General features: G+C 69.5%; 16 protein-coding genes. 7 read left to right on the top strand and 9 right to left on the bottom strand.

Annotation, left to right across the window (positions count from 1 at the left end; translation table 11 throughout):
• The first annotated feature begins 47 nt into the window (after positions 1-47).
• On the top strand, positions 48-2,420 hold the full coding sequence (locus AB8M46_RS37270; RefSeq protein ID WP_394363224.1) for a Tex family protein: 2,373 nt from the start codon (positions 48-50) through the stop codon (positions 2,418-2,420).
• A gap of 66 nt (positions 2,421-2,486) precedes the next feature.
• Here AB8M46_RS37270 and AB8M46_RS37275 read toward each other — a convergent pair whose 3' ends face one another.
• Both AB8M46_RS37275 and AB8M46_RS37280 read right to left on the bottom strand, forming a co-directional pair.
• Positions 2,487-4,217 carry an acyl-CoA dehydrogenase gene (locus AB8M46_RS37275; RefSeq protein WP_378426369.1) on the bottom strand — a complete coding sequence of 577 codons (1,731 nt, stop codon included), beginning with the start codon at positions 4,215-4,217 and terminating at the stop codon, positions 2,487-2,489.
• Between the two features lie 25 nt (positions 4,218-4,242).
• Positions 4,243-5,580 carry a serine hydrolase domain-containing protein gene (locus AB8M46_RS37280; RefSeq protein ID WP_394363225.1) on the bottom strand — a complete coding sequence of 446 codons (1,338 nt, stop codon included), beginning with the start codon at positions 5,578-5,580 and terminating at the stop codon, positions 4,243-4,245.
• A gap of 273 nt (positions 5,581-5,853) precedes the next feature.
• Here AB8M46_RS37280 and AB8M46_RS37285 point away from each other — a divergent pair, with 273 nt between their 5' ends.
• Positions 5,854-7,491 carry a DEAD/DEAH box helicase gene (locus AB8M46_RS37285; RefSeq protein ID WP_394363226.1) on the top strand — a complete coding sequence of 546 codons (1,638 nt, stop codon included), beginning with the start codon at positions 5,854-5,856 and terminating at the stop codon, positions 7,489-7,491.
• A 135-nt stretch (positions 7,492-7,626) separates the two neighbouring features.
• On the opposite strand, the gene AB8M46_RS37290 is transcribed toward AB8M46_RS37285, so the two are convergent.
• From AB8M46_RS37290 to AB8M46_RS37305, 4 genes are all read right to left on the bottom strand, one after another.
• Positions 7,627-8,559: an acyl-ACP desaturase gene (locus AB8M46_RS37290; RefSeq protein WP_394363227.1), complete on the bottom strand. Its 933-nt coding sequence runs from the start codon at positions 8,557-8,559 to the stop codon at positions 7,627-7,629.
• Positions 8,560-8,649: 90 nt separating this feature from the next.
• Positions 8,650-9,543 carry an ABC transporter permease gene (locus AB8M46_RS37295; protein ID WP_394363228.1) on the bottom strand — a complete coding sequence of 298 codons (894 nt, stop codon included), beginning with the start codon at positions 9,541-9,543 and terminating at the stop codon, positions 8,650-8,652.
• Positions 9,530-10,312: an ABC transporter ATP-binding protein gene (locus AB8M46_RS37300; protein WP_037346592.1), complete on the bottom strand. Its 783-nt coding sequence runs from the start codon at positions 10,310-10,312 to the stop codon at positions 9,530-9,532. The genes AB8M46_RS37295 and AB8M46_RS37300 overlap by 14 nt, the downstream gene beginning before the upstream one ends.
• Before the next feature lie 16 nt (positions 10,313-10,328).
• Positions 10,329-11,390, bottom strand: coding sequence for an ABC transporter substrate-binding protein (locus AB8M46_RS37305; RefSeq protein WP_037346589.1), 1,062 nt, complete (start codon positions 11,388-11,390; stop codon positions 10,329-10,331).
• Positions 11,391-11,607: 217 nt separating this feature from the next.
• Between AB8M46_RS37305 and AB8M46_RS37310 the strand changes: the two genes are divergently transcribed.
• Entirely contained in the window at positions 11,608-13,128 is a 1,521-nt protein-coding gene (locus AB8M46_RS37310) for a sensor histidine kinase (protein WP_394363287.1), read from the top strand.
• Between the two features lie 131 nt (positions 13,129-13,259).
• Here AB8M46_RS37310 and folP read toward each other — a convergent pair whose 3' ends face one another.
• A complete protein-coding gene (gene folP, locus AB8M46_RS37315) occupies positions 13,260-14,126 on the bottom strand; it encodes a dihydropteroate synthase (protein ID WP_125735531.1) in 867 nt (288 codons plus the stop codon).
• Between the two features lie 238 nt (positions 14,127-14,364).
• Between folP and AB8M46_RS37320 the strand changes: the two genes are divergently transcribed.
• On the top strand, positions 14,365-15,525 hold the full coding sequence (locus AB8M46_RS37320) for a glycoside hydrolase family 105 protein (RefSeq protein WP_394363229.1): 1,161 nt from the start codon (positions 14,365-14,367) through the stop codon (positions 15,523-15,525).
• A gap of 144 nt (positions 15,526-15,669) precedes the next feature.
• Complete coding sequence (locus AB8M46_RS37325) at positions 15,670-16,674, top strand: winged helix-turn-helix domain-containing protein (RefSeq protein ID WP_378426359.1); 1,005 nt, start codon at positions 15,670-15,672, stop codon at positions 16,672-16,674.
• Here the strand turns inward: AB8M46_RS37325 and AB8M46_RS37330 are convergent, their stop codons facing one another.
• Both AB8M46_RS37330 and AB8M46_RS37335 read right to left on the bottom strand, forming a co-directional pair.
• A complete protein-coding gene (locus AB8M46_RS37330) occupies positions 16,675-18,246 on the bottom strand; it encodes an alkaline phosphatase D family protein (RefSeq protein ID WP_394363230.1) in 1,572 nt (523 codons plus the stop codon). It abuts the gene before it with no gap.
• A 43-nt stretch (positions 18,247-18,289) separates the two neighbouring features.
• Positions 18,290-18,946 carry a hypothetical protein gene (locus AB8M46_RS37335; protein WP_125735535.1) on the bottom strand — a complete coding sequence of 219 codons (657 nt, stop codon included), beginning with the start codon at positions 18,944-18,946 and terminating at the stop codon, positions 18,290-18,292.
• 143 nt (positions 18,947-19,089) lie between these two features.
• Between AB8M46_RS37335 and AB8M46_RS37340 the strand changes: the two genes are divergently transcribed.
• Together AB8M46_RS37340 and AB8M46_RS37345 are read left to right on the top strand one after the other, a co-directional pair.
• Positions 19,090-22,041 carry a BTAD domain-containing putative transcriptional regulator gene (locus tag AB8M46_RS37340; RefSeq protein ID WP_394363231.1) on the top strand — a complete coding sequence of 984 codons (2,952 nt, stop codon included), beginning with the start codon at positions 19,090-19,092 and terminating at the stop codon, positions 22,039-22,041.
• 135 nt (positions 22,042-22,176) lie between these two features.
• The gene (locus AB8M46_RS37345) at positions 22,177-23,397 is read left to right on the top strand and encodes a hypothetical protein (protein WP_394363232.1); all 1,221 of its coding nucleotides are present in this window, start codon (positions 22,177-22,179) and stop codon (positions 23,395-23,397) included.
• Positions 23,398-23,481 lie beyond the last annotated feature (84 nt).

Consider the following 23,481-nt stretch of genomic DNA (forward strand, 5'->3'; position numbering starts at 1 on the left):
AATGCAGGGTCCGAGAGCACCCGAGGGCGGATTTCAGGAGTGTGGGAGTGAGCGTGCAGGGCCTGCAGACAGTCGAGCAGAAGATCGCCGAAGAACTCGGCGTGCGCGAGGGGCAGGTCAAGGCGGCCGTCGACCTGCTGGACGGCGGATCGACCGTGCCGTTCATCGCCCGGTACCGCAAAGAGGTCACCGGGATGCTGGACGACACCCAGCTCCGCACCCTCGAAGAACGCCTCCGCTACCTGCGGGAACTCGGCGAGCGCAAGGTCGCGGTGCTGGAGTCGATCCGCAGCCAGGGCAAGCTGGACGAGGCGCTCGAAGCGTCGATCATGGCGGCCGACACCAAGTCCCGTCTCGAGGACATCTACCTGCCGTACAAGCCCAAGCGGCGGACGAAGGCGATGATCGCCCGCGAGGCCGGTCTGGAGCCGCTCGCCGACGGGCTGCTGAGCGACCCGAACACCGACCCGCAGGCCGCCGCCGCGGTGTTCGTCGACGCCGACAAGGGTGTCGCGGACGCACAGGCCGCCTTGGACGGTGCCCGCGCGATCCTCGTCGAGCGCTTCGCCGAAGACGCCGACCTGATCGGCGAGCTGCGCGAGAAGATGTGGGCGGAAGGCCGCCTGGCCTCGAAGGTCCGCGACGGCAAGGCCGAAGAGGGCGCGAAGTTCTCCGACTACTTCGACTTCTCCGAGCCCTACACCAAGCTCCCCTCGCACCGGATCCTCGCGATGTTCCGCGGCGAGAAGGAAGAGATCCTCGATCTGTCGATGGAGTCGGAGGAGCCCTCCGAAGAGCCGCGCACGGGGCCGACCGAGTACGAGAACCGCATCGCGCACAAGTTCGGCATCGCCAACGAGGGGCGCCCGGCCGACAAGTGGCTCGGCGACACCGTCCGCTGGGCGTGGCGCACGAAGATCCTGCTGCACCTCGGGATCGACCTGCGGATGCGGCTGCGCCAGTCGGCCGAGGACGACGCCGTCCGCGTGTTCGCCGCGAACCTGCGCGACCTGCTGCTCGCCGCCCCGGCGGGCACCCGCGCCACGATGGGTCTCGACCCGGGCTTCCGCACCGGCGTCAAGGTCGCCGTCGTCGACGCGACCGGCAAGGTCGTCGGCACGCACGTGATCTACCCGCACCAGCCCGCGAACAAATGGGACCAGTCCATCGCCGAACTCGCCGCGCTGTGCGCCCGCCACAAGGTGGACCTGATCTCGATCGGCAACGGCACCGCTTCGCGCGAGACCGACAAGCTCGCCGGCGAACTGATCAAGAAGCACCCGGAACTCAAGCTGACGAAGGCCGTCGTCTCGGAGGCCGGCGCGTCGGTCTACTCGGCGTCGGCGTTCGCTTCACAGGAACTGCCGGGCATGGACGTCTCGCTGCGCGGCGCGGTCTCGATCGCGCGGCGGCTGCAGGACCCGCTGGCGGAACTGGTGAAGATCGACCCGAAGTCGATCGGTGTCGGGCAGTACCAGCACGACCTGTCGGAGATCTCGCTGTCGCGGTCACTCGACGCGGTGGTCGAAGACTGTGTGAACGCCGTCGGCGTGGACGTCAACACCGCGTCGGCGCCGCTGCTGACCCGCGTTTCGGGGATCACGACGACGCTGGCGGAGAACATCGTCGCGCACCGCGACGAGAACGGGCCGTTCAAGACCCGCAGCGGGCTCAAGGAGGTCGCGCGGCTGGGCCCGAAGGCCTTCGAGCAGTGCGCGGGCTTCCTCCGGATCCCGGACGGCGACGACCCGCTCGACTCGTCCTCGGTGCACCCTGAGGCGTACCCGGTGGTGCGGCGGATCCTTTCGTCGACCGGCACCGACATCCGTTCGCTGATCGGCAACACGCGGACGCTGCAGGCGCTCAAGCCCGCGGAGTTCGTCGACGACACCTTCGGTCTCCCGACGGTGACCGACATCCTCTCCGAACTCGAAAAGCCGGGCCGCGACCCGCGTCCGGCGTTCAAGACCGCGACCTTCGCCGACGGTGTCGAGAAGATCGGCGACCTCAAGCCGGGGATGCGGCTGGAAGGCGTCGTGACGAACGTGGCCGCGTTCGGCGCGTTCATCGACGTCGGCGTGCACCAGGACGGGCTCGCGCACGTGTCGGCGCTGTCGAAGAACTTCGTCAAGGACCCGCGTGAGGTCGTGAAGCCGGGCGACATCGTCAAGGTGAAGGTGCTGGAGGTCGACGTGCCTCGCAAGCGGATCTCGCTGACCCTGCGCCTGGACGACGAGCCCGGCAAGCCCGCCCGCGAGCAGGGCGGCGGCGGTCGTGACCGCGGCCAGGGCGGCGGTCAGCGTCAAGGCGGCCAGCGCGGCGGCCAGGGCGGCCGTGGCGGCGGCCGGGACCGCGGCGGCAACTTCGGTGGCGGCGGCGCCATGGCGGACGCGCTCCGGAAGGCCGGCTTCGGCAAGTAAGGTCACTTTGCGCGTGAAGGCCCCCTTCCCTCGGCTGAGCCGAGGGAAGGGGGCCTTCACGGGACTTCAGGGGTTCATCGCGTAGGCGCCGGAGAGATCGCGGACCAGGGACCACACGTGGTCGAAGCGGTCCGCGTCCACGACCGGCTTCCGGATCGATGCGAGCGCCAGCGCCTGCTGCGCCTCGGTCGAGGACGACTTCCCGTGCAGGTCGATCGCCGCGACGCTGAAGTCCTGCACCAGCACGGCGAAGATCTGGTCGACGACCTCGGTCTCGATGCCGGTGATCTCCGCCTGCTCCAGCACCAGCTGCCCGTAGACGACCAGCGTGAACAGCTCGGTCAGCGCGAGGCCGAAGTCGAGGTCCTGCTGCTGCGCCTCGTCCGGGGCCGCGTCGGTGAACAGCTTCACCAGCGCCTCGGCCTGCTCGGTGAACCGCGCGACGTTCGGGATCGCGGACGCCTTGGCGTAGGCCTCGCGCCAGTCGTGGAACCGCACCTTCGACAGTCCGCGTGCGGGGCCCTGACGGAACAGGAACTCGTCGTCCGCCGCGTCGGAACGGGTCGGCACCGGCTCGTAAGCCTGCGGCGCGAACAGGTACGCGGGCACGAACTTCGCGATCAGCGCGAGGTTCACCGCCACCGTGCCTTCGAGCTTCGGCAGGCCGTCGATGTCGTTCTTGGACATCGCGAGATAGGTGTCGGCCTCGAAACCCTTGGCCGCCACCACATCCGCGACCAGGCCGATGACCTTTTGCGCCTCGGTGGTCACCTTCATCTTGGTGATCGGGTTGAACAGCAGGTATCGGCGGTCGTCCGCGTTCGCGCTGCGGAAGTAGTCCACGGCGCGGTCGGAGAACAGCTTCATCGCGACGAGCCGCGCGTACGCCTCGACGAATTCCCGGCGCACGTGCGGGAAATCGGTGACCTTCTTGCCGTAGAGCACCCGGTTGTGCGCGTGCGTGATCGCCTCGTACAGCGAGTGCGTCGACATCCCGATACCGCCGAAGCACAGGTTGAACTTGCCGATGTTGACCGTGTTCAGCGCCGCGGAGAACGCTTCGGCGCCGACGTGCAGGATGTCCTCTTCGGACACCGGGTAGTCGTTGAGCTCGAACTCGGCGACGTACATCTGCGACGGCACGACGTTCTTCACCACGCGGTAGTTCGGGTGTTCCGAGTCCGCGTAGAAGAACACGTACTGGTCCGGCCCCTCGACACCTTCGATGCGGCCGAAGACCGACACCGTCCGCGCGCAGTTCCCGTTGCCGATGTAGTACTTCGAGCCGTTCGCGCGGTAACCGCCCGAGCCGTCCGGGGTGAGCACGAGGTCCGACGAGTAGATGTCGGCCCCGTGCTCCTTTTCGGAGAGTCCGAACGCGGCGACGCCGCCGGCCGCGAGCGAGTCCGCCGCGCGTTTGCGGGCGGCCTCGTTCGCGCTCTGCCACACCGGGCCCAGGCCGAGGATGGTGACCTGCCACGGGTACCAGTAGTTCAAGCCATAGAAGCCGAGGATTTCCGACAGCGCCGCGACCCGCGCGGTGTCCCAGCGCTTGTCGGGGTTCCCCTCGGCGTTGGCGCCGGGAGTGAGGAAGGTCGAGAACAGCCCTTCCTTGCCCGCGAACTCGATGAAGTCCGCGTAGAAGGTCCGGTCGTGGTAGTCCTCGACGAGCTTGCGCTTGCCACGCTGTTCGAACCACTCGATGGTGGCACGCAACAGGCGACGCGTCTCCGGGTCGAACTGCTGGGGGTCGTACCCACCCGGGTTCAGCAACAACGCGGTCGCCTTTTCGCTCATGGTCACTCCTGGTCAGCCGAAGTTACTACCCGGTAACCGTAGCGCCTCGCTTCGCCGTCCGGCCACCGAACTCGACCGAAGTCACCCGTCCACGCTCGTCGCGCAGGAATCGCGCGGTGGGCTTGCGGGTGTCCGCGGCCGGGGCGATCGCGTCGTCGCCGACGAACACGGCCTCGAACGGCGGAGGCGAGGGGAAGTCCTCGATATCGGCGACCATCTGAGCGCAGAGGGCGCCGTCCCGGTCGCTGATCACGAACGCCAGGTCACCGGTCTGGTAGCGGCCCAGGTACTCCGCGATATCCGGCTGGGGCACGGACGGCGGGCTCACGAGCGGGGGCAGCCCGACCACGTTCTCCAGGCACCAGTCGACGATCTTGGCGCCCAGCGCCGATCCGCCCGCGCTGTTGGTCAGCACCGTGACGGCGAAATCGTGCTCGGGCAACGTCACGAACTCCGACAGCTGCAGATTGCTCACGTTGCCGCCATGCCGGACCAGCCGGGCCTCGCCGTGCGTCGTGTGCAGCCAGCTCAGGCCGACCTCTTCGAAGCGCAGCGCCGCCTTGCGCTGCGGCGCGCGCATGAGATCGCGGGTGGCCTCGCTGAGCGGCGCCTTCCCCTCGGCCTCACCGGTCAGGAAGAACCGCGCCCACTTCAGCTGGTCACCCGCCGTCGACCAGAGACCGCCGCTCGCGCTGTCCGCGCGGGTCAGGCCCACGGTGTGCTCGACCGCCGGTCCGCCGTCTCGCAGGACGTGACCGACGGCGTGACGGCGCGTGAGCACCTCCCACGGCAGGTAATACGACTCGGTCATGCCGAGCGGTTCGAGCAGCCGGGCGCGGACGACGTCTTCGAAAGGCTCGCCCGCGGCCACCTCGACGACCCGCCCGGCCAGCTGGAACCCGGCGTTGCAGTAGGAGAACACCTCGCCGGGCGCGAAATTCTGCGGGAGGTCGCCGAACTTCGCGATCGCGAGGGCCAGCGCGTCGTCACCCCACCCGGTGGTGAAGTCCACGTCGCCGAGGAACCCGGCCGAATGCGTGAGCAGCTGGCGCAGGGTCACCGTCTTCCGCGCCACCGGATCCGCCAGCGGGAGATCGGGAAGGTGTTCGACGACCGGCTGGTCCAGGTCCAGTACCCCGTCTTCGACCAGTGCCATGACGGCGGCCGCGGCGAACGTCTTGCTGGTGGAGCCGATCATGAACAACGTGCCGGGGTCGACCGGGAGCCCGGTGTCCACACTGGACACTCCGGTGGCGAACACCGACTCCTCGCCCCGGTGCGTCACCCCCACCGCGGCCCCGGGGACGCTCGCGCGACGCGCCTCCTCGTCGAGCACCCCTTGCAGTTCCTGAACGTTCGACACCCGTGTCCCCTTTCGTCCGGTCAGGTCAGCGTTTCACCGCGAGGCCGGGTCCGGCTCGTACGAACCGACGAACATCGGCGGGCCGGTGCGGGCGATATCACGTAGCCCGGGAGATCACGACCCAGTACACTGGCCTTGCGGTCCGCTCAGTTCTGCCTCGGGCCGCGTTTCGTTGTCGAAGACCACGCGCCGCGGCCCCCGAGGTCTGCGCCGGGCAGGACAACCGTTTCTACTCTTACGGAGATACCAGGGCGCCCGTGCGCCCACACGCTTATGAGCACACCTACCTTCACCGAACTCGGCCTGTCCAAGACGATCGTCGACGCCCTCGCCGAACAGGGCGTCACCAGCCCGTTCCCGATCCAGGCCGCCACGCTGCCGCATTCGCTGGCAGGCCGGGACGTCCTCGGCCGCGGCCGCACCGGCTCCGGCAAGACGTACGGTTTCGTGCTGCCCGTCCTCGCCCGGCTCGCCGACGGCCCGACGCGGCGCCGCCCCGGCCGCCCGCGCGCGCTGGTCCTGGCGCCGACCCGCGAGCTGGCGACCCAGATCGAGGCGTCGTTCCTGCCGCTGGCCAAACCGCTCGGCCTCAAGGTCACCACGATCTTCGGCGGGGTCAGCCCGAACCCGCAGATCACCCGCCTGCGTGACGGCGTCGACATCGTCGTCGCCTGCCCCGGCAGGCTCGCCGACCACATGCGGTCCGGCGAGGCGAAGCTCGACCACGTCGAGATCACCGTGCTGGACGAGGCCGACCACATGGCCGACCTCGGCTTCCTGCCCGACGTGCGGCGCATCATGGCCGAGACCCCGGAGCGCGGGCAGCGTCTGCTGTTCTCCGCGACCCTCGACGCGGGTGTCGACGTGCTGGTCAAGCGCTTCATGCACGACCCGGTGACGCACAGCGTCGACTCGGCGCAGTCGCCGGTCGCGACCATGAAGCACCACGTGCTGCACCTGGAGGAGACCCACCGGCTGCCGGTGCTGATCGACCTCACCGCCGCCCCGGGCCGCACGCTCGTGTTCACCCGCACGAAGCACCGCGCCAAGCAGCTGACGCGCAAGCTCATGGCCTCCGGCGTGCCGGCGGTCGAACTGCACGGCAACCTCGGCCAGACGGCGCGGACCCGCAACCTGGAGGCGTTCGCGTCCGGCGCGGCGAAGACGCTGGTCGCGACCGACATCGCCGCGCGCGGTATCCACGTCGACGACGTCACGCTCGTCATCCACGCCGATCCGCCGGTCGAGCACAAGGCATACCTGCACCGCTCCGGCCGGACCGCGCGGGCCGGGGCGTCCGGCACCGTCGTCACGCTGATGACCGACGCGCAGGTCGGCGACGTCCGCGACCTCACCCGCAAGGCGGGTATCAAGCCGACCACGACACAGCTCGGCCCCGGCCACCCGCTGCTGTCGGAGCTGGCGCCCGGTGAGCGTTCGTTCACCGCGTCGCCGCGGCGGCCGATCGTGGACACGCGGCCGAAGAAGGTCACCGCGTCCGGTGAGGCCATCCCGGCCAAGGGTGCCGACGAAGAGCGTCCGGCTCGCGGCGGGCGCGGTGCCCGCGGTGGTCGTGGCCGCGGTCCCTCGGCCGGTGGCCGTGGCGCTTCCGGCGGCGGACGTCGCGGTGGCTCCTCGGACGGCCGTTCGCGTCAGCCCCGTACCGAAGGCGACCGTCGCGGCGCTTCCGCGGGCCAGGGCCGTCGCGGTGCCGAGTCCACCGGACGTCGCGAAGGCGCGCCCAAGGGCGGCCAAGGTCGTCGCGCCGCCGCCGAGGCGCAGCCGCGCCGCGGCTCCGGCGCCGCGAAGTCGCAATCCTCGCGGAACCAGTCCGGCGGTGCTCCGGCCCGTCGTGGTGGTGCCGCCGCGTTCTCGTCGGGAACCCGGGCCGGCTCGCGCCGCTCGCGCTGATCCAGCCCGGACACGCGTGATTGAAGGCGGATCACGCGTGTCCGGAGGCGTAACTCGCGTGATCGAAGGCGTAACTCCGTGATCTGGCTCCAATCACGCGAGTTACGCCTCTGATCACGCGAGTGACGGCTCCGATCACGAGCGACGGGCGGCGGAGCGGGCCTCGGCGGCCGCGCGACGTTCTTCGAAACGTGACGCCTGGGTGTCGAGGGCCTTCAGGAACTGGTCGAGTTCGTCCCGCGCCTTCTCCCCCACCTCGCCGAGCCCTTCGAGCTCGAAGATCTTCCACTGCCGCAGCAGCGGCCAGATCACCTCGTCGTGGTGGATCCGCAGGTCGTAGATGCCCGCCTTCGCGATCAGCGCGGCCTTCCGCACGAAGCTCGGGATCACCGCGCCCGGCATCTGGAACTGGACGACCTCGTCGGTGATGGCGCGCATCATCGCGTCGGGTGAAAGCTCCAGCGACGCCTGCACCAGGTTGCGGTAGAAGAGCATGTGCAGGTTCTCGTCCATCGCGACCCGCGCGAGCAGCTTCTCGCACAACGGATCCTGCGTGTACTTCCCGGTGTTGCGGTGCGAGATCCGCGTCGCCAGCTCCTGGAAGGACACGTACGCGAAGACGTTCAGCAGCGCCTTGTCGCCGCTGTCGTAGCCGGCCTCCATCGTCTGCATCCGCATACGCTCCAGCTCGACCGGATCGACCGCACGCGTCACCAGCAGATAGTCGCGGATGCAGATGCCGTGGCGGCCTTCTTCAGCGGTCCAGCGGTGCACCCACGTCCCCCACGCGCCGTCGCGGCCGAAGGCACGCTCGATCTCGCGGTGGTAGCTCGGCAGATTGTCCTCGGTGAGGAGGTTGACCTCCAGGGACGTCCGCGCGATCGGCGACACCCGAGACTGCTCGGGATCCCACGCCTCGCCGCCGAGATCGGCGAAGTTCCGGCCCTCGTCCCACGGCACGTACTCGTGCGGCATCCATTCCTTGGCGACCGAGAGATGCCGGTTGAGGTTCTCCTCGACCGTCCCCTCGAGCTCGAGCATCAGCCGGGTGGTTTCGGGGACCGTCATGCGTTTCGTCCTTCCAGGGTACGGAAAACGCTACCTACGACACCGTAACTTACGGTGTCGTAGGTTTGCCACCTCCGGAAGATGAACGACTTACAGCGAGGCCGTCAGCCCCCTCGCCCGCAGCACCGAACGCTCCAGCGGACGGAACACCAGCAGCTCGATACCGACGCCGACCAGCAGGATCAGGAAGATCGCCGACATCACGGCCTCCATGCTGTTGAACGACGAGCCCTCGTTGAGGTACGCGCCGAGCCCCTTGCCCAGCGCCGGGGACAGCGCGATCAGCTCGGCGGCCATCAGCGAACGCCACGAGAACGCCCAGCCCTGTTTGAGCCCGGCGAGGAATCCGGGCAACGCGGCGGGCAGCAGGATGTGCCTTGCCGACGAGAGCCGGTTCGCGCCCATCACCTGTCCGACGCGCGGCAGGATCGGCGGGATCTGGTCGATGCCCGAGACGAGGCCGTTCGCGATCGAAGGCACCGAACCCAGCAACACCACGAAGTAGATCGAAGCGTCGTTCAGCCCGAACCACAGGATCGCCGCCGGCACCCACGCCACCGACGGAAGGCTTTGCAGCCCGGTCAGGAACGGCCCGACCGCGGCGCGCACGATGCGGACCTTCGCCACCAGCAGGCCGAGCGGGGTCCCGATGACCACGCCGATCAGGAAGCCCAGCGCCGCCCGGTGCACCGACGTCCAGACGAATTCGAAGATCTCGCCGTCGACGGTGATCCCGACGAGTTCGTCCCACACCGCGAGCGGCGCGGGCAGCATCGCCTCCGGCCAGAACGCGGCGGCCCACAGTGCCTGCCACAGCGCGATCAGCAGCGCGAGGAAGACCACCGGCGGCACGAAGCCGCGCAGGAACCGCTTGCCCCGGCTTTCCCGGCGTTCCCCGGTCGGGGTGTCGAGCGAATCGAGTCCCGCGCCGACGGCCTCGTCGGCGTCTTCCACCGCGGCTTCAGGGCGGTCAAGCCGCGGCATGGGTACTGATCACCTCCCGGAGGTGACCGGTGATCTCCAGGGTCAGCTCTTCGGCGTCGGAGGCCTGGACGTCGCGCCATTCCCGCACGACCCGGCCCGGCCGCGACGAGAGCAGCACGACCCGCTGGCCCAGCCGGACGGCCTCGCGGACGTCGTGGGTCACGAACAGCACCGAGGTGCCGGTGCTCCGGTAGACGCGCAGCAGTTCACCCTGCAGGACGTCGCGGGTGATGGCGTCGAGCGCGGCGAACGGCTCGTCCATCAGCAGCAGCGACTGCTCCGCGTCACCGCCGACGCGCAGGGTCGCGGCCAGCGCCCTGGCGAGCGCGACACGCTGCCGCATCCCGCCGGACAGCTCGTGCGGCCGCTTGTCACCCGCGCCGCCGAGGCGGACGAGTTCGAGCAGTTCGGCCGCTTTCTCGCGGCGCTCGGCCCGGCCGAAACCGGCGAGCCGCAGCGGCAGTTCCACGTTGCGGGCCGCGGTCAGCCACGGCATCAGCGCGGCTTCCTGGAACATGACCGCGGGCCGGGAGGTTTCGAGCGTGATCGAGCCCGAAGTCGGCTGGTCGAGGCCGGCGACCAGGTTCAGCAGGGTGCTCTTGCCACAGCCGGAGGCGCCGAGGAGACAGACGAACTCGCCGGGCGCGACCGTCAGGTCCATCCCGTCGAGGGCCACGACGGCGCGGCCGGTCGGCCCGAACGCCTTCCGCACCCCGTCGAGCCGCACGGCGACCTCGGTGGACAAGCCGGGCTCCAAGGTGGTCGTCATCGCTGATCCCCTCCGGTCACTTCGTCAGCCCGGGCGCGTTCACGCCGGGCTTGCCCTGCTCTTTGAGCACGGCGTTGAGCGGGCCGAAATCGGCGAACCCCTTGAGGTCCACCGCGGACTTCACCACGCCCGCGGTCACCGAATCCTGGGCGAGCTGGGTGAAGGTCGACGCCACCGGATCGATGCCGAGTTCGATACCGGAGAACGCGCGATCGAGGACGGCCTCGCTCAGTGTGCTGCCCGCGAGCGCCTTGAGTTCTCCGTTGACCACCTTCTTCGCCTCGGCGGGGTTGGTCTTCGCCCACTCGATGGCGGCGAGTTCACCCTTGAGGATGGCGGTGACGGTCTCCGGGTGCTGCTGCAGGAACTCGCTGCGGACGATCACGACCGTGGTCGGGAACTTGCCCTCCGGCCAGAGGTTCTTCTCGTCCAGCAGGACCTTCGCGCCCGCGTCCAGCACGAGCCGCGAGGACCACGGTTCGGGCAGCCAACCGCCGTCGAGCTCGCCCTTCTTGAAGGCGTCGAACGTCTTCGGGTTCTCGAGGTTGGTGATCTTGACGTCGGGCAGCTTCTTCTCGGCGATGAACTTCTTGAGCGCGACATCCTGGGTGTTCGCCAGCGACGGTGTCGCGATGTTCTTGCCGGTGAGCTGCTCAGGAGCGGTGATCTCGGGCTTCACCACCAGCTGCGCGCCGCCGGTGACCGCGCCGGAGACCAGCTGGATCGCGCCCTTGGACTTGGTGAAGGCGTTGATCGCGGGCCCGGAGCCGATGAAGGCGATGTCGAGCGAGTTGCCGAGCAGCGCGTTGACCTCTTCGGGTCCGGCGTTGAACGTCTGCGTGGTGAGCTTCGTCGAGCCGATTTCCTTGGCGAAGAAGCCGTTCTTGACGCCGATCAGCGCGGGCGCGTGCGTCACGTTGGGGAAGTACCCGACACGCACCTCGGCCGCGGCGCCCTGGCTCTTCTGCTCCGCCGGAGCGGCGCCGCTGTCCGCGCGTGAACACCCCGCGATCCCGCCGGCCAAGGTCAAGGCGGCGAAGGCCGCGGCCAGCAAACGGGTTCTGTGGTGGGTGCTCACGGAAGGTCGCCTTTCGGAGGGTACGACTTCGGCTCGGGTGGTGGCGCGAGAGTCGCATGTTCACCCACGTGCCTGCATCGCCATCCGAATGACGGGAAAGATGCTGAGAATCCTTGACACCTGGCGGAACAGGTGTTCCACATTTCAGGACCGGTGTAACGGTCCGGGCCGAACGGACGAATCACGCTTAGTGGTGACGCACCCTCGGACCGTCGCGATGGCGGGCGTGCTGACCGCCGGTATCGGCATGGGCGTCGTCGCGACGACGCTCAAGATCGCCGACGGCACGCACACCGTGCTCGACACCACTCTGTCGTCCACGACGGGGTTCCTCTTCCTCCTCGCCGGCGCCGTCGCGCACGTGCGCCGGGCCTCGAACCCCATCGGCCTGCTCATCGCACTGGCCGGGCTCGCGTTGTTCACCGAGGACCTCCAGTTCTCCGACGAGCCGCTCACGCACACCCTCGGCCTGGCGCTCTCGGCCGCGTCAAGTCCGGTGATCGCGCATCTCGTACTCGCCTTCCCCCACGGGAAACTCCGGTCCCGAGGGGAGCGGATCCTCGCGTTCTCCGCGTACGCCGTGGTCTTCGGGTCGGCGGTCCTCGGCCTGCTGGTCAACGACGATCCGCGGAACCTCGCCGCGGTCGCCGCCTCGCCGGAGGCCGAACAGCTGGTCAAACGGCTGCTGGAGCTGGTCGGCGCGCTGATCGGCGGCGGGGTCGTGGTGGTGCTGCTCTACCGCTGGCTCGCCGGGCGGCTTCCGCAGCGGCGGCTGCTCTCCCCCGTCCTCGCGATCGCCGTGGTCGGCGCGGTGAGCACCACGGTCGGCAGCGCGCTCGGCTCCGGGCACCCGTTCTCCGAACCGCTGCTGGACGTCTACCGGATCTCGTTCTGCCTGTGGCCGCTGACGTTCCTGATCGGGGTGCTGCGGGCGCGGGTCGGCAACGCGGAGATGATCCGGCTCCTGCTGGAACGCGACGGCTCCGGGCTGGCCGCGCTCGTGCAGGACGACGAGGTGTGGAAGGACAGCCGGTCGATCGACGCGCTCAACGCCGCCGCGGGGCTCGTGCTGGACAACCAGCGGCTGGCCGCGGAACTGGAGGAACGTCTCGTCGAGGTCCAGGCCTCCCGCGCCCGGATCGTCGCCGCCGCGGACGACGAGCGGCGACGGGTCGAACGCGACCTGCACGACGGGGCACAGCAACGCCTGGTCAGCGTCGTACTGCTGCTGCGGATGGCGGAACGACGGCTCGGGGACGACCTCACGCCCGCCGTCGCGACCCTGCTGACCGGCACGATCGACGAACTGCAGGCCACCGTCACCGAATTGCGTGAACTCGCGCGCGGACTGCGGCCCCCGATCCTCACCGAGGCCGGGCTGATCCCCGCCGTCCGGTCGCTGCTGGACCGCGTCCCGATCGCCGTCGACCTCGCGGGGGCGGACGTGCCCAGGCTCAGCGGCGCCGTCGAGGCGACGGCGTACTTCGTCGTCTCGGAAGCGGTCACCAACGCGTTGAAACACGCGCAAGCCGAGCAGGTCCGGGTGTGCATCCGCGTCGGGGAGGACGGCCTGCGGGTGGACGTCCACGACGACGGCGTCGGCACGGCCGACCTCGGCGGCGGTTCCGGGCTGCACGGCCTTCGTGACCGGGTCCGCGCGCTCGGCGGCGAACTGACCGTCGCGAGCGAACCCGGCTCGGGCACCACGGTTTCGGCCGTCATCCCCTTGGACGCCTAGCCCCCTGCCGCGGTCCGGCGCGTGTGTCGTCCATCCAGTCACGCGTGTCGTCCGTCTGATCACCAGTGTCGTCCCCGCGGTCACGCGAAATGCCCGATCGCAGACCGAATCGCGCCGGCGACCGACCGCGGCTAAGCGAGCCCGCGGATCGCGCGCGCCGGCGGCCGCACACCCTGGATCGACGCGACCATCTCCAGAACATGCCGGGTACGCCGCACTTCGTGCACCCGGAACACCTTCGCCCCTTCGGCCACCGCCCAGGCCGTCGCGGCGAGGGTGCCGTCGACCCGCTCCGCGAGTTCCACACCGAGCGTCTCCCCGACGAAGTCCTTATTGGACAGTGCCATCAGCACCGGCCAGCCGGTGTCCGCCAGTTCCCGCGCGTGCCGCAGGAGCGCGAGGCTGTGCCACGTGTTCTTGCCGAAGTCGTGCGTCGGGTCGATCAGCACCCCTTCCCGCGGGACACCGAGCGCCACGACGGCTTCGGCGTGGGCCGTCGTCTCCGCGACGACGTCCGCGACGACGTCCGGGTAGCGCACCCGGAACGGGCGGGTACGCGGGACGGCGTTCCCGGTGTGCGAGCAGACGTAACCGGTGCCGAATTCCGCGGCGACCTCGGCCAGTTTCGGATCGGCGCCCGCCCAGGTGTCGTTGATCAGATCCGCGCCGGCCTCCGCCGCGCGCCTGCCCACCTCGTGGCGCCAGGTGTCGACGCTGATCACCAGGTCGGGATGCAGTTCCCGGATCCGCTCGACGAACGGGACCACCCGTCGGATCTCTTCCTCGACGTCGACGTCCGCGCCGGGGCCCGCCTTCACCCCGCCGATGTCCACGATGTCGGCGCCCTCCGCCACCACCCTGGCGACGGCGGCGAGCGCGTCCGGATCCGAGAAGGTCGCGCCCTTGTCGTAGAACGAATCGGGGGTCCGGTTGACGATAGCCATGACCAGGGCGCGGTCCCTGGCGACGCGGCGCCCGCGGAAGGTCAGCTCGTTCACGCACCGATCGTAGGCGAGCGCGGGCCAGGAGACGGAAAGTGCCGCCCAGCGGGACCGTCCCGGCGACCGGGAGCGCCCATTCGAGTGGCATATCTGATATATGACGTAAGAGATCGGATCTCTCTTGACTCGCCGTCGAACACGCGGGTAGACGTTGTTCGGCCGGGATGGCGACGGACGGCGGATCGGCGTCCCGGCCACTCATTCTCCCGGTTCCCCGGCGCAGGAAGGACCTCGAATGGCACCGGATCCTCTTCTCGCGGCACGGCTTTCGCGACGCACCGTGCTGGCGGGAACCGCGGGCGCCCTCGGCGCGCTCACCCTGCCCGGCGTGGCCACCGCGGCGCCGGTGGACTGGTCGCGCGCGGTCGTCGACTCGACGATGAAACGCCACACCCCGGCCACGCTCGGCGGCTGGGGCTACACCCGTGGCCTCTACCTCTACGGCCAGTACCTGGTGTACCGGCGCACCGGCGAGAAGTCCTACCTCGACTACATCCTCGCGTGGTACGACCGATTCGTCACCGACAGCGGTATTTCCAACGGGTTCACCAATCTGGACGCGATGCGCTCCGGGCAGATGTTCCCCTTGCTGTACACCGAAACCGGGCAGGCGAAGTACAAGACCGCGGCGGAGCAGCTGCGTGGCCGCTTCCCGTCCTATCCCCGGACGTCCGACGGCGGGATGTTCCACGCCACGAGCCGGGTCGGGCAGCTGTGGGCGGACGGCGTGTACATGGCGCAGCCGTTCCTCGCCCTGTACGGCAAGACCTTCGGCGATGCCGGCTACTGCTACGAAGAGGCCGCGAAGAACGTCAGCGTCTATTTCGACCACCTCAAGGAACCCGCCAAGGGCCTGCTCTACCACGCCTACGACGAGGACGGCTCGGAACCGTGGGCTTCGGGCGCCGGACGGCATTCGAAGTACCACTGGGGGCGGGCGATCGGCTGGCTCGGGATGACGGCGATCGACCTCCTCGAAATCCTCCCCCGCGACCATCCGCGGCGGCGTCGTCTCGTGGACGTCGTCGGATTCCTCGCGGCCGGCTACCGGCGCTGGCAGGACCGGGCTTCGGGCCGCTGGTTCCAGGTCGTCGACCGGGGCGGCGACAAGGACAACTGGCTGGAGACCTCGGCTTCGGCGATGTACACGTTCCTGCTGTCCCGCGCGGTGCAACGCGGCTACGTCGGCCCCGAGTACGGGCCTGTGGCCGCGAAGGGGTACCGCGGGGTGCTGTCCCAGGTTTCGACCAATCCCGAAGGATTGACCGATATCGCGAACATTTCCGAAGGCACCAACGTCGGCGACACCGCGTATTACTACGCGCGTAAACGCAACACCAACGATTTCCACGGTCTCGGCGCGTTCCTCATCATGAATGAGCAACTCGCCCGCTGAGGTCGCCGCACCGGCCGAAGGACGCCTTCCCCGCTTCCGACCTGGGGAAAGCGTCCTTCGGTCGGTTTCCGGGCGGGTGCCGGGTATTGACCGGAGGCGCTAACATCGCGTGCTGCGACGCCCACTCCCAGGAGGGACGACCGGATGCGCGAGACGCCGCCCCCGGCTTCTTATACCCGGCTCGAACTCGGTGACACCAGCACGATCCCGGTCGGTGTGACGGTTTCCCCGCACATCTCACTGGTTTCGATGCTCGTCGAGGTCGTCGGCGGGTACGACCGCGGCCTGCCCGCCGCCTGGCGCCGTCAGGTGGGCTCGGCGATCCCGGAGCAGGGATACCGCGCGGCGAGTGCCCTCGCCCGCCGCGGCACTTCGGTACAACCGGACTTCATCGTCCCGATCAGCCCCGGCGCGGACTCCTCCGCCGCCGCACAGGCGGAGATGCTGCGCGAACTGCCGGAGGCCGACATCCTGAAAGGCCTGGAAGAGGTCTTCGGCGACCGCTTGCCCGCGCAGTGGCGGCAGGCCGCCGACCAGCCGAGACGCTGGGCCGCCTCGCTCGCGGACGCCTTCACCGCGACCAGGCTGGCGACCGAAAATCTCTGGACCAAGGCCCGTCCCCTGCTCGACCGCGAGATCGAACGCATCGGCGTCGCCTCCGTCCGCGGCGGGACGGACGCGGTACTCGGCCTGCTGCGGCCCCATTTCCGGTTCAGCAACGGATGTCTCCTGCTGCCCGACGCCGAACCGGCGCGATACACCACCCGCGGCCGCAAACTGATCCTCGTCCCGATGCTCGCGGGCAGCCGTTCGGTGGTGTCCAACTTCGACGAAGAGGACGCCATCTGGATCGGCTACCCGTTGCCGGGGCTCGACGGTCTGCTCGACGGTGGCAAGACCGAACCGGTCCCCGGTGTCGACGGGCTCGACCTGGTGGTCGGCGCCCACCGCGCGAAACTGTTGCGGCATCTGGGAAAACCCGCCCGGATGGGCGAGATCGCGAATCTGCTGTCGTGCGCGGCGAGCACCGCGACCTACCACTGCGAACAGCTCGTTTCGGCGGGTTTGATCCAGCGGCACCGCGAGGGCCAGGTCGTGCTGGTGGTCCGGACTCCTCGCGGTGACGCGCTGGTGGACCTGCTCTCCTGACTAGACCCGCTGCAGTCCCGGCTTGCCCGCCTCGACGACGTACGAACGGTCCGCGGCCAAGGTCACCTTCGAGAAGTCGTACTCGGTGGTGTCCGAAACCGTCATGAAATCCGCCCGCATCTGGGTTTGCGACGCCGTCACCCGGACATAGCCGCGCTTTCCCCGGCAGTACTTGATGTGCGGGTTGTTCGCGAGCCAGGTCGACGACGGGTCGGTCGCGGTGTCGCTGTTGCTCGTGACCGAGGTCGTCACGAGTTCCGAACCGAACACCGGGTCGCTGTGGTTGAAGTAGTCGCGGCGCAGATCGGCCGCCCAGTGCCGGTGGACGTCGCCGGTCAGCACGATCGGGTTCGGCACCTTGCGGTCCACGATGCCCTTCGCGATCCGGTCGCGCGAAGCCTCGTAACCCTGCCAGGAGTCGGGGCTCTCGCACGTCGCCTTGTTGCCGTCGCCGTCACGGGTGGCGAAGAAGACCTGCTGGCCGAGGAAGTCCCACTTCGCCGGCTGCGTCTCCAATGCCTTCAGCAGCCACGCTTCCTGTGTGGTGCCGAGGATGCTGCGCGACGTCGACCGCATGTCGGTGCACGCCGGTCCCGTCGAACCGGACGGGTCGGGCACCTGCGCGCTGCGGTACTGACGGGTGTCGAGCATGTGGAACCGGGCGAGGTTCCCCCACGTGAACTGGCGGTACAGGCGGATCGACGCGCCGCTCGGCTTGGCGGTCGACCGGATCGGCATGTTCTCGTAGAACGCCTGGAATCCGGCTGCCTTGCGCGCGTCCGTCGCCGGGCTGGTGGTGCCGTTCCAGTTGTTCATCACCTCGTGGTCGTCGAAGACCACGAGCCACGGCGCCATCGCGTGCGCGTTCTGCAGGTCGGCGTCGGTCTTGTGCTGGGCGTGCCGCGCGCGGTACTGGGCGAGGGTCGTGACGTCCTCGGTGAAGGCCAGCCTGCGCGGATTCCGCTCGGCGGCGGCACGGCCGGACTTCCGCTCGTACATGTAGTCGCCCAGGAACAGCACCAGTTCCGGGTTGTCGGCGAGCATGCCCTTGTACGAGTGGTACCAGCCTTCCTCCCAGTGCTGACACGAGGAGAAGCAGTACTTCAGCTGGTTCACCGCGGCACCGGCGGCGGGAGCGGTCCTGGTCCGGCCGACCGGCGAGATGTAGCCGCTGGTCTTGAACCGGTAAAAGTATTCACGTCCCGGCTCGAGTCCGACCGGTTCGATGTGCACGCTGTGCCCGGAGGCGCGGGCCGCGGTCGCGGTGCCCCGCTGCACGATCGAGGTGAACGCCTGGTCGTTCGCGAGTTCCCAGTCCACTGTGTACGAAGCGTCCGGCATCCCGCCGAAACCGTCGGGGTTCAGCGGGGCGGGCGCGAGCCGCGTCCACAGCACGACACTGTCCGGCAGCGGGTCACCCGAGGCGACCCCGAGCTGGAACGGATCGTGGATGGCGGGTGCCGCCGCCAGCGTTCTCGCGTTCGCCCACGAAGGCACCGTCGACGACAACGCCGCCGCCGAAACCGCCGCGGCACCGCCGAGGAGTACCGCCCGCCGATTCACCTGGCCCATGAAAATTCAACCTTTCGAAGTGGGGAAAGAACGGGGAGGGATTTCACGCGGCGTAATCGGTGATGCCGCCACTACAGGCTTCGAGCGTCGGATTGGCGGCGGCGTTGGCGACGCAGACCTTGTAATAGACCCACGATCCCTTCGCGACCGGCACGGCCTTGTCGACGTGGGTGCCGTTGCCGCCGGAAGCCCAGACGTAGAACGGGCCGGCGCCGCCCTTCAGCCAGTAGGCGACCACGGCGGACTTGCCGTCGGCGTCCTTGTCGTAGACGAGGAAATGAGCATCCGATGAACGGAACTGCCCCTCACCCGCGCAGACGCCGGTCGAACATTCGGCACTGCCGGAACCGACTCCGCAGTCGGGCGCGATGCGCTGATCGGAACCGGTGTAGACGTAACCGTCCGAGATGTAACCGCCCAGCGCGGGAACGTAATCCCACAACGTCGTCGTGCCCAGCGGGCCGGCGACGGAGGTCCCGATCGTCTGGCAGTCGATGGTCACCGAGGCGCCGTTGGCGACCGTGCGCACCGCGGTCGAGGAGGTGCTCGGTGCGCGGCGGACGTTCAGCGGATCACCCGCCGTCTTCACGGTCCCAGTGGCCGCGGCCACCGCGGGAGTGGCTCCGGCGAGACCCAAGGCGCCCGCCGTCACCAGCACGAGAAAGAAACCGGCGAGCCGCCGGACACTTGAACGCTTCATGACCGCAGGGTCGACCGGCGTCGTACACGTCACGTACAAACGCCGACCGGTGTCTGCACATGCATGCGAATGGATCTAGCCAACCATGGCGGGACGGCAATATTATCGGCGGATATGGGGCTCCTGCCGTATTGGCGGTTTAGGTGACTATTCTCGGGTTTCGCGTTCTCGGTCCGCTCGAAGTGGCGGTGGACGGGCAGGTGGTGCCGCTCGGCGGCCCCAAACCCCGTCTGCTGCTGGCCGCTCTCCTGCTCCAGCCCAACGTCGTCGTCTCCACCGAACTGCTGATCGAGGTCCTGTGGCCTTCGTCGGCTCCCCGGTCGGCGGCCGCGAACATCCGCACCTACGTCCACTCACTTCGCAAACGCCTCGCCGACCACGACCCCGCGCTCGGGGAGCGCATCGGGAGCCGGGCGTCCGGCTACATCCTCAAGGCCACGCCCGAGGAGATCGACCACATCCGGTTCGGCGAACTGGCCGCCCGCGCGCAGGACTCGCTCGGCCGCGGCGAGGCCGAATCCGCTCTCGACCTGCTGGATCAGGCCGAAGCCCTGTGGCGCGGGGAAGTACTCGAAGGCCTCCCCCACGACCACGGCTGGGGCGCGACCGTGGCCCGGCTGTCGGAACTGCGGCTGGCGGTGCAGGAACAGCGGCTGCGGGCGAGGATCGAACTCGGCCGGACCGCGGAGGCCGTCGCCGAACTGCGCGGCCTGGTCACCGAGCATCCCCTGCGCGAGGAGCTCTGGCAGCAGCTGATCGTCGCGCTGCGGGCCGACGGCCGCACGGCCGACGCGATCGAGGCCTACGAAACGGCCGAGAAGGTGCTGGCCGAGGAGCTCGGCACCGAACCGGGCCCGCGGCTGAGGGAGCTGCGGGCCTCGCTGGTCCTCACGCCGTCCGCGACCCAGGACGCGGTGTCCGCGGCCCTCGCCCGGCCGATGGCTCCGGTCTGCCAGCTGCCGCTGGACCTGCCGGACTTCACCGGCCGTGACGACGTGGTCGGCGAGCTCGTCGGCCTCTTCCGCGAGCGCCGGGAACAGGGGAAGCCGGCGATCGCCGTGCTTTCCGGGGCGCCAGGGATCGGCAAGTCCTCCGTCGCGATCCGGGTGGCGCACGCGGTCCGGGACGACTTCCCGGACGGTCAGCTGCACGTCGACCTCGCCGGGACGTCGTCCTCGCCCCGGCCCCCGATGACGGTGCTCGCCGAGTTGCTCCGCGCGCTGGGCGTCCCCGACGCGGGGCTGCCGCGCGATCTTCCCGAACGCGCGGCGTTGCTGCGGTCGCGGCTGTCGACCATGCGGATGTGCGTGGTCCTCGACGACGCCGGCAGCGCGGCGCAGGTCCGGCCGCTGCTGCCCGGTGCGGGTTCGTGCGCGGTGCTGATCACCAGCCGGATCCGGATGCCGGATCTGGCCGGGGCGACCCCGGTCGACGTCGAGCTCCTGCCCGAAGCCGAGGCCGCGAAGCTACTCGAAGGCATCGTCGGTGCCCAGAGGGTCGCCGCGGAGCCGGAGTGCGCGACCGCGATCCTGCGTCACTGCGGGTATCTGCCGCTGGCGATCCGGGTCGCCGGGGCGAAGCTGACGCACCGGCCGGGCTGGACGTTGCGGGTATTGGCGGACCGGCTGCGGGACGAGAGACGAAGATTGGACGAACTCCGCGTCGGCGATCTCGCCGTGCGGGCGAGCGTCACCCTCAGCTACGACCTGCTGCCCATGTCGGCGGCGACCGCGTTCCGCGGCCTCGGCGGGCTCGGCTCGGTGCAGTTCCCCGGCTGGGTGGTCGCGGCCCTGCTCGGCCGCGAACACGGGGACGACGTCCTCGACGTGCTGGTGGACGCCCATCTGGTCGAGCTCAGCGGCTCGGACACCACCGGCGAGCCTCGCTACCGCCTGCACGACCTGTTGCGGTGTTACGCACTCGAACTCCGCGCGCAGGACGTCCCGGCGAAAGCCCATGACGCCACGAAACGGGTGCTGGAGGGCTATCTCGCGCTCGCGGTCGAGGCCGCCGACCGGCTGCCGATCCACTTCTTCGGCCTCTACCGGGACGACACCGCGGTCCAGCCCGCGCTCCCTCGGGGGACCGGCAGGCTGATCGAGGATCCGGCCGCGTGGTTCGCCGCCGAACGGCACACCTGTGTCGCCGCCGTCTCGCTGGCCGCCGACCTCGGCTTCGATTCGCTGGCCTGGCGGCTCGCCGCCGCGCTGGCACCGTACTTCGACCAGCGCGGTCACCAGGACGACTGGCTGCACACGCACGCCGTCGCGCTGGCCGCCGCCCGGCGGTCCGGCGAGGTCCGCGGCGAGGCGATCATCCAGCGCAACCTCGGGCAGATCCAGCTGTACCAGGACAGTTACGCCGAGGCCCTGGTCGCGTTCGAGCAGTCGCAGCTGCTGTTCGACAAGGTCGGCGACGCGCAGGGCGCGGCGATCGCGCTGGCCGGGCTCGGCACGGTGCTGCGGATCAAGGGCGAGGACACCGTCGCGCTGGAGCATTGTCACGCGGCGCTCGACCAGTTCTCGGCGGCGGGCGACCCGCATGGCGAGGCCCTCGCGCGGATCGCGATCGGTGCGGTGTGGCTCGCGCGGCGCCGGTTCGCCGAAGCGGAACGCTGGTTCACCGAGGCCCTCGAACAGTCCGCCCGGATCGGGGACCGGCATCGGGAGGCGCACGCGTTGAAGCGGCTCGCGATGCTGCGTCAGCACCAGGGCGACCTCGCGGGCGCGCGGGAGTGGGTCGACCGCGCCATCGCCCTCTTCAACGAACTCGGCGACGACCACTGCGTCGGCTACGCGAACCAGAATCTCGGCGAGCTGTACCTGCACAGCGGCGATCTGGCGCACGCGCAACTGCTGCTGGTCAATTCGCTGAGCGTGCACCGGCGGAACGGGGACCGCCGGTCCGAGGCCGAGGTGTCGCAGTTGCTCGGCGAACTGCACGAGGCGCTGAGCCAGCCCGAGCGGTCTCGGACCTATTCGGAACGCGCGCTGGCGTTGTGGCGGGAACTCTCCGCACGGCCGCAGGAATCCGCGCTCGCTTCGCGCCTGCAGGAGTCGGCCGAAGCGTCCTACAACGACTCCGCGAGCGCCTGACCGTTTCGCCTTTCGGCACCTGAGCGCGGTGTTCACGCACCGCGATCGGGTGCCGACTTGCGTTTGTATCGATCGTGTACAGCCCCCGGCGAAGCTCCCTTCGTAGCAACCGAGAGTGCTCGAAGGGAGACCGGAATGGTCCGGACCGTGAAGGCCCGCCGGGTGATGGCGGCCGTGCTGGCCGTGGGGGCGGTCACCGCGCTCGCCGCCAGCCCCGCGAACGCCGCGCCCGAAGGAAGCTGGCGCGCCGACCTGTCCACTGTGGACGGCGACGACGTCAACGTCCGTAGCGACGGCGGTGTGCTCAGCCTGGAAAACGCCGCCTGGCACAGAAAACCCGACTCCATCGGCAGCCAGGGCTACCTGCTGCTGGCCGAGCAGAAGCTCGGGAAGCCGGTCAACCGCGTCACCGCCCAGGTGACCGCCGACGTGCCGAAGGGCACCGAGGTCGAGGTCGACGTCCGCGGCAAGCTCAACTCCCAGGACTGGACGGAGTGGACTCCCGCCGACGGTGGCACCCAGCTGTCCGCTTCGGTCTCCACGGTCCAGGTCCGCGTCGGACTGCGCACGGTCAACGACGGCGTGACCGCGAAGGTCAGCGACGTCACCCTCCTGGGTGAGCTCGCGCCGCAGGTGAACGCGATCGGCGCGGCCGCTGCCCCGCTGACGTACAAGGTCTACGGCACCCGCGAAGGCCTCGTCGGCGGCACCACCGCCAACGGGCACGTGATCAAGTCCCGCGACCACTTCGTCGCCCTCCCCTCGGGCCGCGGCCTGGCGCCGAAGAACACCGGCAACTACACCGTCCGCATCTGCCGCACCGACAACAGCCGCTGCGAATACGCGCCGGTGTGGGACGTCGGCCCGTGGAACACCAAGGACGACTACTGGAACCCGTCGGCCACCCGCCAGATGTGGAAGAACCTGCCGCAGGGCAAGCCCGAGGCGCAGGCCGCGTACCAGGACGGCTACAACGGCGGCAAGGACGAGTTCGGCCGCAAGGTGGCCAACCCGGCGGGTATCGACCTCGCTGACGGCACCTTCTGGGACGGCCTGAAGATGACGGACAACGGCTGGGTCAACGTCTCCTACCTGTGGACCGGCTCCGGTCCGACCGGCGTCGTCAGCACCGCGGGCGACCCGATGAACGTCCGCGCTTCGGCGAGCACCTCGGCGGCGATCAAGGGCCTCGCGGCGAACTACGCGAAGGTCAACATCGAATGCTACGTCGAGGGCGAGACCGTCACCGGCAAGTTCGGCACCAGCAACATCTGGGACCGGATCGGGCCGGGACACTACATCTCCGACACCTACCTGCAGACCGGATCAGACCTGCCGGTGGCACCCAAGTGCTGACGCACTCCTGATCGCGAAGGCCCGGCGTACCCCATAACGCCGGGCCTTCGCCCTTTCGTCCGCCCCTTCTCCCGCTCGTGCGGA

Source organism: Amycolatopsis sp. SB7-3, from assembly GCF_041021335.1.
Taxonomy (GTDB): domain Bacteria; phylum Actinomycetota; class Actinomycetes; order Mycobacteriales; family Pseudonocardiaceae; genus Amycolatopsis; species Amycolatopsis japonica.